Source organism: Algoriphagus faecimaris (assembly GCF_900101705.1).
GTDB lineage: Bacteria > Bacteroidota > Bacteroidia > Cytophagales > Cyclobacteriaceae > Algoriphagus > Algoriphagus faecimaris.
The window spans coordinates 1-8252 of sequence record NZ_FNAC01000076.1 but is presented as its reverse complement, the minus strand read 5'-3'; the positions used below and the strand labels follow the sequence as shown (position 1 = coordinate 8252).

The following is an 8252-nucleotide window of genomic DNA, read 5'->3' as shown; positions in this document are numbered from 1 at the left end:
AGCTTCCACCCTCAGGCCAACGCATGGCCCGCTCCTGCGACATCCCAGCGCTCTTTTTCTTCCATAGCTGTAATTCGTTGTCCATCGAAAAATCTCATTATTACTCGATTTCATCCCGAATCTTCAGGGTTGGGAAACTGTCGAACTGTTTAATCGATGAATCGAACCAAAGTGCCGTAGGCCTGCCTACCGGCAAAGGCAGGTTCGGGACTAGCTCATTTTACAACGAGCACAAAGTCGAACCCAGCTGACCCTGAAGGGGTCAAACTATGAATAGCCCCGTATGGAGTGAGGCGAAAGCCGAACGCAATGCGGGGTAAGAAGGAACGTCGATGACCCCAGCGCTGGCCCGGGTTTTTTTCGGAAACCTCGATATCCGTGCCAGCAAGATGGAAACGGTAATTTCTTTAAAGGAAAGTCACAAGTCTACCTACGGTAGATAAATCTGAAGACTCTTGCACCGATTAGAGCTACAAGAGTAGAATTAATCCGTTAAATGTAACTGCCTACTCATGGATTAATTGTTTAATTGCTAGTCCTCTAAAATGAACCTTTATTTTTTGCATAGGCAGCAATCAATCGTTCCGCACAACGCTCGCCATCCATTGCTGCAGAGACGATTCCACCTGCATAACCGGCTCCTTCACCACAGGGATAAAGACGTTTGATCTGGGGGTGCTCGAAACTTTCTCGTTCTCGGGGAATTCTTACCGGTGAGGAAGTTCTACTCTCTACTCCGATCAATTGGGCTTCATTGGTGAAATAACCTTTCATCTTTTGTCCGAAAGAACGAAATGCCATCGCCATACGAGCAGCTATAAAATCAGGTAAAACTTCATGCATATTTACCGAATTCAAACCCGGCTGATAGGAAGTATCCAAGAGACTTCCACTGATCTTCCCATGAACAAAGTCCACCATGCGTTGTGCCGGGGCTACCTGAGTCTTCCCTCCTGCCTCCCAAGCAGCTTTTTCCACAGCTGCCTGGAAATACATTGCAGCTAGCGGTCCATGGTGCTGGTATTGTGGAAGATCTTCGAGTTCGACCGAAACAACCATACCCGAATTGGCGAAACGGCTGTCTCTTCGACTGGGACTCATACCATTCACCACCAACTCTCCCGGAGCAGTAGCAGCAGGAACGATAAAGCCTCCCGGGCACATGCAAAAACTAAAGACACCTCTCTGCTTGCCTTGAAGTTCGGTTTGTTGAACCAATGAATAAGAAGAAGCAGGCAAGTAGGGACCGCGATCTATTTCACAATGGTATTGGATCTTGTCGATGAGGTTTTGGCTATGCTCAATCCTGACGCCTAAAGCAAAAGGCTTCGCCTCAATATGAATTTTCCTTTTGTACAATAATTCAAATATATCCCTAGCAGAGTGGCCTGTGGCCAAAATAACCCCTAGACCGGTGATTTTCTCCCCATCTTGAGTTACCACACCCTTCATCTCCTCTCCATCCAGAATAAAATCCTCTACACGGGTATTAAACAGAATTTCTCCACCATGCGCCAGAATACTCTCCCTGAGTTCCGCTACTAAAACCGGGAGTTTGTTGGTGCCAATATGCGGGTGAGCATCTACAAGAATTTCTTCCGTCGCTCCATGCGCTACAAAAATTTCCATTATTCTACGGATGTCCCCTCGCTTTTTGGAACGAGTGTAGAGTTTGCCATCCGAATAGGTTCCTGCCCCTCCTTCCCCAAAGCAATAATTAGAATCAGGATTTACGATATGCTCCTTATTAATAGCTGCTAGATCTCTTCTCCTAGCTCTTACATCCTTACCCCTTTCAATAAGGATGGGTTTTACCCCTAGCTCAATAGCTCTGAGTGCCGCAAATAAACCTGCTGGACCTGCCCCCACAATTAGTATAGGCTCTGCGTTTCCCACGTTCTGATAGGTAGGTTGATAATCCAAAAGAGAACCCGGTCTTTCATTGATAAAAAGTTCTGCCTCTATATTGACCTTGACTTTTCTTCCCCTCGCGTCAATGGACCTTCGGGTTTGTCTTGCATAGGCATGGGGAGAATCAAGAGGAATTCCAGCTCTCTTCAATAGGGTATTTTTAAAAACCTCTGGCTGATAGGCCTCTTCCGGACTTAACTGTAGAGTAAAATGCTTCTTCATTGGTAAGGTATTTATCCTTAAATCAATGCAAAGGTAGAGGAAAAATGAATAGGGATTTGAGTTGTTTGCGGAATTGAGGAACGGAAGGGTGGTTCGATGGAATCTAGGGTCGGAATGGTTCTGGATTCACGGGTTCAAGATTTCCAACAAGCAGAGTTGGGGAATTGATGAACTATCGAACTGTTTAATCGATGAATCAAATCATAATGCCGTAGGCCTGCTTGCCTTTGCCGGTAGCCAGGCCTAGCGGCAAAGGCAGGCACGGCCAATTGAATAACCTCGGGTTTTAACCCGAGGATAAAGAAGGTACACCCCACCCCACCTCGGCACGTGGTCTATTCGGCGACCTTAATGCAAATGCCGAGGAGTTTGGTAATTTTCAATGGGTTGCCACGCGCGTTTTTATTAAAACACCTTTCACCATTAAGTCCCACAGAAAAGTGTCGCCCCTGCAGGGCTTTATCCAGGTGTGTAGATTCTTATCCGTGGGCTTATACCCACGGTGATGAAAAATCGCGCTCTTCCAGAGCTATTCAACAACCCTAATAAACTGCGGAAATCAATTTTAAGTATGTATAAGTGCCATCGGCCTGCCTACCGGCAAAGGCAGGCACTACCGATCGAAGATGCGAAGAACGAACTGCGAAATGCGGGATATAAATTATAGCGTGGTTCAAGGCGTGCATTAGAAATTCCAAATGATGGATTTCGAACAGGGTAACTGCAAGCTAAAAACTTTAATCATTTTCGGATAAATGACCTGAACCAAGTGCTAGAATAATTTGATGAAATTTCTACCAGTTTTTATTAAAAACCTCTCCTTTTACCTCTTTTATTGTTTCTCCATGAATCAATAGACCTATTTGAAAATTTATATAAACTCCTTTAAAAGGACAATTTTGTGGAAAACTTTTTGGTATTTGGCATAAAAAATACCCTGTACAGGGTATTTTATTTTAAGCTTCCTCTGCTACCTTTGATACGGGTGATTAAGCAACTTTTCTCATCGCTTTTCCTAAAATCAATTAAGGTAGTTTTTCTCCTTATTTTTTAAACCTTAAAAACTTTGGTTGAGAAACCAAAAAAGAACGGGCCTCAGGAGAAATCCTAAGGCCCTTCTTTTTTCTCAAAAACCCAACTATCAAAATCAATGGATCCTGCGTTTTATAAGATTTTCCTGAAACCTTGGTCGTAAAAACTTTAGCAGAAAATCCTTAATAGAATCTTACTTCGCAATCGGGATTAATCTCCTTAAAACGATCCACCGCACGGCTACTTAGACGAGTATTAAAGCAGCTGAGCTTTTGAAGATTGGTCAACCCCTCAATTGGTCTCAGAGACCTTAAATTGGTACTTGCCACATCGAGTTCCTCCAAATGAGTCAAAGTCTCCAAGCCCTTCAGTACTCTCAAATTGGTGCCGGAAATATTTAAATATTTCAGTTCGGTCAGATTGGACAAATAAGTCAGGTCTTCAATGCCTGTATTGGATATATCAAGTCGCTCTAATTTATACAAAGTACTAATTGCCAAAAACTCTACGATTGGAGCTTGGGATAATTTCAAGTCGGTAAGGAGCTTCAATTCAGACACTGCCCCGATATTAAAGATGGGAGCATCGAAGATGGAGAGCTTCCTAAGATTAACAAAAGCAGTCAAAGGGATAAGGTCCTCCACCGATACGCGCTCAAATTCCAACTGAGACTTAGCTGTTAGATTGTGAAGCTGCTCGGTAGATGGGTTTTCCGACAAGCTAAACTGCCTTCGGAGAAGCTCCTTCCATTGAGGATTTAGGTTTTGCCACCAAGCTTCCAAAGCCTCTACCCTATAAACCAAGGTCAATTCTGGCTTGAGCAATAAGACTTCGGGAACTTCCTCTTCAAAGAAGGCTGCACCATTTACGGCGAGAGATTCTATTTCGGGTAGGTCAAGAATCGGAAGAATACTTTCTACAGGGGAATTATTCATCCTAATCACTCTTAAGGCTTCATTCCCTTTGATTGGATTCAGGTCTCTTACTTGTGTATTGCTGCCATTGATTTCCATCAGCGTTTTCACTTCGGAAAGTGGCAAAAGGTCTGATACCGGATTTCCTGAGAAATCCAACCTTTCCAATTTCACAAAACGAGTCAGAGGATTTAAACTCTCTATTCCCATATTGCTCAGATCAAGTGATTCCAAGCCTATAGCTTGGGTCAAAATTTCGACATTGGGGCTATCATTTCTGATCGCAGGACTAGCCTTTTTCAGGGCGTTTTTCCAAGCTTCACTCAAGCCGGACCACCAAGTTTCCAGGTCTTTTACATGATGGATCAGTAAAACATCGGGATTGCTTCGGGTGAAATTGTCTGCTGCAAAAACAGATAGACGGGTTTCATCCGCCAATACCTTTATCAGAGAAGCCTTTTTATCCAAAACGCTTATGTCTGATATCTCTGTCCCCGTCAAATCCAATACCTCCAGTTGATCCAAACTTTCCAATGGAGCCAAATCAAGAATGTTGGTTTGGGAAAGATTCAGATTTTTCAAGGCTTCTAATTCCCCCAATTGGGTGAAATTGATCAGGTAATTTCTACTTAAGTTTAATTGTTCCAGCTTTTTTAGCTTTTGAATATTCTCCGCATTATTGAATCCACTTTCGGTTAGATTCAAACTTTTAAGATTTTCAAATTCGTTCAAAACTGCAAAACTCAGGATTGGCGTCTTTTCCGCTTCCAACGTCTCAAGAGACCTTAAATTTTGCAGATCAGAAATTTCCTGAATTTGGGTATTTGAAATATTCAAATGCTTCAATCGATCTGAATACTTGATAAACTGAATGTCCTCTGTTGGGGTATTGGACACATTGAGGTATTCCAAGAATGTCACATTGGAAATCGGGCCTAGGGCTGTAATCTTGGTATTGCTCAAATCCACATACTTCAAGTCACGCAGAGCTTCCAAAGCACTTAAATCCAGTAAGGAATCCGTATTGGAAATATCCAGTGAATCTACTGATACAAAGGAGTACAAAATATCCAGATCTACTGAATCCACATCAGCTAGTCCAAACCTCCCTTTGAAATAATTCTTCCAATGCGGATTGAGGATTTCCCACCACTCCAGGAGCTCTTCATCCCGACTCAGCTTGGTGGTGTACATACTCACTATTTTCAGCTCCTGACTTTTCTCCTCCAGGTTTACCTCTATGAAGCGAGGCTTTGTATTAGATGCTTTGACTCCGTCTTTTCCGATCGACTCTATAGTTCGGTCTATGGAAACCAAAAAGTACACATCCCCATTCTCTTTTTGAGCAGGTTTGACTTCTCTTATTTTAAACTGAAAGGTCGCATCTTGAAAAAAGAACTCAATATCCTTCATGTAAGAGGTCACATTTTTATTGGTGACGACTTTTCTATCAAAAAGCAGATCATCTTCCACTTGGACGAGTCCATCTCTGAAAATTTTGAGGTAACTCTCTCGGATAATCACATCTTTGTCTCTTGCAGGCGTATCTGAGGAACCTATTGTATTGAGAAGGTATTCCAAAAAGCGGACTTGATCTTCAACTTTAGAGGAGAAGTCTTTGATTTCCTCCTTGGTGTAGCCTTTGATGGATTGTGATTGAGCTAAATGTACACCAAGAAAGAGGAGGAAAAGGCTTAAGAAAAAACGCTTATTGCTGGTCATAAATATACTTTTGTAGCGATTCTTTATCACCGGGACTGAGTTTTACCAAACTGGAAATCAACCAACCGGTATTAAATCCGGGTCGATTGAATTGAGAAACTTCAAAATACCAGCCTTCTACTTGGAAGAAATGGAACTTGACATCTGTCACAGTGGCGAATCGAATATTGTTCTGCTTCATCTCATACAAAAACAGTGTCAAAAAATCCGGTTTGAAGGAAGAGCGCGTAAAAGATTCGGGTAATTTAGAATCTTCGAAGGCCCTCCTCAGGTTCATAAATCCGAGTTCGTGAGACAGCGGGTGCAGAAAATCCTTCTCATTCCCTTCAGGTTTATTGAATAGGTTTTTGAACGGGGGAAAGCTGATGGCATCAATAATCCACTCGTAACCCAAGCCTTGGGGCTGAAGCTTGAAGATGATACTGGCACGCTCTCGCTTACCTTTATAAAAGAAATCTGCTTGCACTTCCGAAAACCAACCTTCCCGATGAAAATTCAGGTATTGAGGATAGTTATCAGATAAGATGGTATTGACAAATTGATCTTTGAGTTCGGTGGGAATTCCACTAGTTTCTTTATCAAATACAATTTGAAGGAAGCCTTTTCTAAGCTCCCGGTTTCTGTAAAGTGAGTCCTGAGGATAAAATCGGGTATTCCCGTCCGGGGACTCTTCGGCATTAAATCTTCTAAAAAACTGATTGAGTTGTTTGGTAGATGCGGCAAGTCTACCGTCATCTTTTATTGTTCCCGACGCAGAGCCGAGGCCCTGCGCGGAAACAAGAGTACTTAGAGCGATCAAAAAGATCGCCGTTAACATCAAGGTAATTCTCATGCGGAGGTTTCTGTCACTCGCACATCACCGAGCAATACGTCCCAGAACTCGATGGTTCTTCCGGCGATTTGAGTTTGTTTTTTCTCTACGTAAATGGTGATATCCTTTTTAGTGGTATCCTTATAGTTCATACCTGTCTCAATGGAAGTACCTTCAAATCTTTGGTAGATCGTGATGACACCTACATATCTGCCATCAGGCTGTCTTTCTAGGTCAGAGATGTACTGAATATCATACCAAGTGATATTTACTCGATCGTAGTTTAGGGCCATCAATCGCTCGAAATATCTTCTTACTTTGTAGTAAGCGATTTCGTTGGTATTGATACTAGAGACACCCATTTCGGCATCCGGAGCAAAAAGCTCCTCAGCGCGATCCATTACACGATTGGCTTCAGAAAACTGCGTTTCTTTGCTACCGATGATGGCGATGTATTTAGAAAGGTCTTTCACTTTCTCAAGAGCCAGGGAATCTATGGCTTGTTTTCTTGCGGGGCTGATATCATCCGACTGGGCAAACACTGTCAGGGATGAAGCAAGGAAAAGGCCCAAAAACAGAATAAATGTATTTTTCATTTTAAGGTGATTTTCAGGATATGATTATTTTCTTCTCAATTCGAGTTCGGACACTTTACCATTCGCATCCAATCGGATATCAGAGATAAAGTTGAGGTTTTTCTTGGTGTCTTTCAGGTATTCCAAGTATCTACGGATGGTAGTAGGCTCGTCGTAGTCTTTGATTCCATTTTCTTCATGGATGACGATCAATACAGGAGTATCTTGATTGGAAAACATCGCCAATGTCTGCTCGATGGATTGATTTGCCATGGCAGGGCTAGAGGCAGCAGCTACAGTACTGAAGGCTGATTCTAGTTTTTCTACGGCTACTTCTTCAGCAGAAGGTGCTGGTGGTGCAGGCGGTGGTGTTTCTTCTACTCTCTCCACCGGTGCTGGTTCTGGCTCAGGCTGTACTGCCTTCTTTTTGGATTTACAGGCACCCATTGCGAGCATTGCTACCACAGCGATCATCAGGGAGCGATTAAGCGAAAATGAGATCAACTTTTGTTTCATTTTAGGGGATTGATTAAGATTTGATTTGGTTTTAAGCAGGAAAAGGCACGGCTTTTTCTGCTAATGTGAATTTGGAAGCAAAGTAAATAAAAACAGATGATTAACCTGCAAAGCATATTCCAAAAGAAGTATGATTATGCTAATAAATGTAAAATTAATTCGAATGGTAAGACAGGGAGAGGAAAAATAGGGGTTATAGGTTTTTTTTGGGGAGTTGATGAATTGTTTAATTGATGAATTGAAGGGGAGTTGTCAGGAAGTTTGGATGATGCAGATCTTTTTCACTACTTGGTATGGGCTTGATTACTTAAAGGAAGGTATGCATTAAAAATTCCAAATAATAAATTTCGAACAGGAACAAGTCTATCTACGGGGGATAAATATGAGGACATTGCGCCATGTAGGTCTTGGGGAGGAATTGTTCCGGGTTCCGGGTTCTGGGTTCAAGATTACCGGGAAAGGCAGGTTCGGGCCCAGCTCATTTTACAACGAGCACAAAGGCGAACCAAGCTGACCCTGAAGGGGTCAAACCATTAATAGCCCCGTATG

At 42.6% G+C, this 8252-nt stretch carries 5 protein-coding genes; all 5 read right to left on the bottom strand.

Features of this window, described 5'->3' with window-relative positions; genetic code table 11:
* Positions 1-540: 540 nt before the first annotated feature.
* The gene (locus BLQ57_RS20325; RefSeq protein ID WP_087941379.1) at positions 541-2133 is read right to left on the bottom strand and encodes an NAD(P)/FAD-dependent oxidoreductase; all 1593 of its coding nucleotides are present in this window, start codon (positions 2131-2133) and stop codon (positions 541-543) included.
* A gap of 1214 nt (positions 2134-3347) precedes the next feature.
* A complete protein-coding gene (locus BLQ57_RS20315) occupies positions 3348-5801 on the bottom strand; it encodes a leucine-rich repeat domain-containing protein (protein ID WP_087941380.1) in 2454 nt (817 codons plus the stop codon).
* Positions 5788-6633, bottom strand: coding sequence for a hypothetical protein (locus BLQ57_RS20310; protein ID WP_087941378.1), 846 nt, complete (start codon positions 6631-6633; stop codon positions 5788-5790). Before BLQ57_RS20310 ends, BLQ57_RS20315 begins: the two co-directional genes overlap by 14 nt.
* On the bottom strand, positions 6630-7208 hold the full coding sequence (locus tag BLQ57_RS20305; RefSeq protein WP_087941377.1) for a hypothetical protein: 579 nt from the start codon (positions 7206-7208) through the stop codon (positions 6630-6632). The genes BLQ57_RS20310 and BLQ57_RS20305 overlap by 4 nt, the downstream gene beginning before the upstream one ends.
* A 24-nt stretch (positions 7209-7232) precedes the next feature.
* On the bottom strand, positions 7233-7703 hold the full coding sequence (locus BLQ57_RS20300; protein ID WP_087941376.1) for a nucleoid-structuring protein H-NS: 471 nt from the start codon (positions 7701-7703) through the stop codon (positions 7233-7235).
* Between the last annotated feature and the right edge of the window lie 549 nt (positions 7704-8252).

Coding starts and splice junctions, on each gene's coding strand:
- BLQ57_RS20325 (WP_087941379.1), bottom strand. CDS start 2,133: ATGAAGAAGCATTTTACTCTACAGTTAAGTCCGGAAGAGGCCTATCAG.
- BLQ57_RS20315 (WP_087941380.1), bottom strand. CDS start 5,801: ATGACCAGCAATAAGCGTTTTTTCTTAAGCCTTTTCCTCCTCTTTCTT.
- BLQ57_RS20310 (WP_087941378.1), bottom strand. CDS start 6,633: ATGAGAATTACCTTGATGTTAACGGCGATCTTTTTGATCGCTCTAAGT.
- BLQ57_RS20305 (WP_087941377.1), bottom strand. CDS start 7,208: ATGAAAAATACATTTATTCTGTTTTTGGGCCTTTTCCTTGCTTCATCC.
- BLQ57_RS20300 (WP_087941376.1), bottom strand. CDS start 7,703: ATGAAACAAAAGTTGATCTCATTTTCGCTTAATCGCTCCCTGATGATC.